This is a genomic window from Variovorax sp. P2_H12, assembly GCF_056403395.1.
Genome location: NZ_JBFUFO010000220.1, coordinates 1 through 429 on the forward strand (window position 1 = coordinate 1; position 429 = coordinate 429).

The window sequence follows — 429 nt, forward strand, 5'->3', positions numbered from 1 at the left end:
TGCGTAGACGATCAGCGCGGCGTTCTGCGCTGCTACACAGCCCACTCCACTCCCAACCCGAAGGCGCGCAGGCGTGGCCGGGAGACCGCACGCAGAGCCCAGTCGGCAGCCCGGTGACGGTCGCGCCGGGCGGGCTCCTCCTGGAGGCGACCCACGACACCGAGACCGCCACCACCGCCCTGCGCATTCACGCCGTGCCCAGCTGCCCCGTCCCACCCGCACGTCCCCATCGTCGCGAGCGATCAGGACGTGCTCAAGAAGGTAGGGACGCCTGAACACCCCACAAGGACGGCCGCCGGGCGGGGTCACAGCTTCCGTGGCAGGAACCGAATCGATGGCGATGTCGTCGAAGGGGCAATTGAGCTGCTGAAAGGCCTAGCCGTGACGAAATCCAGCATGTACCTGCTCGCCGCATCCGCTGCGCTTGCC

At 68.5% G+C, this 429-nt stretch carries 1 protein-coding gene; it reads left to right on the forward strand.

Features of this window, described 5'->3' with window-relative positions; translation table 11 throughout:
* Positions 1 to 249 precede the first annotated feature (249 nt).
* Positions 250 to 429: hypothetical protein (locus tag AC1DYK_RS35900; RefSeq protein ID WP_478170603.1), on the forward strand; the 180-nt coding region annotated here is incomplete at its 3' end.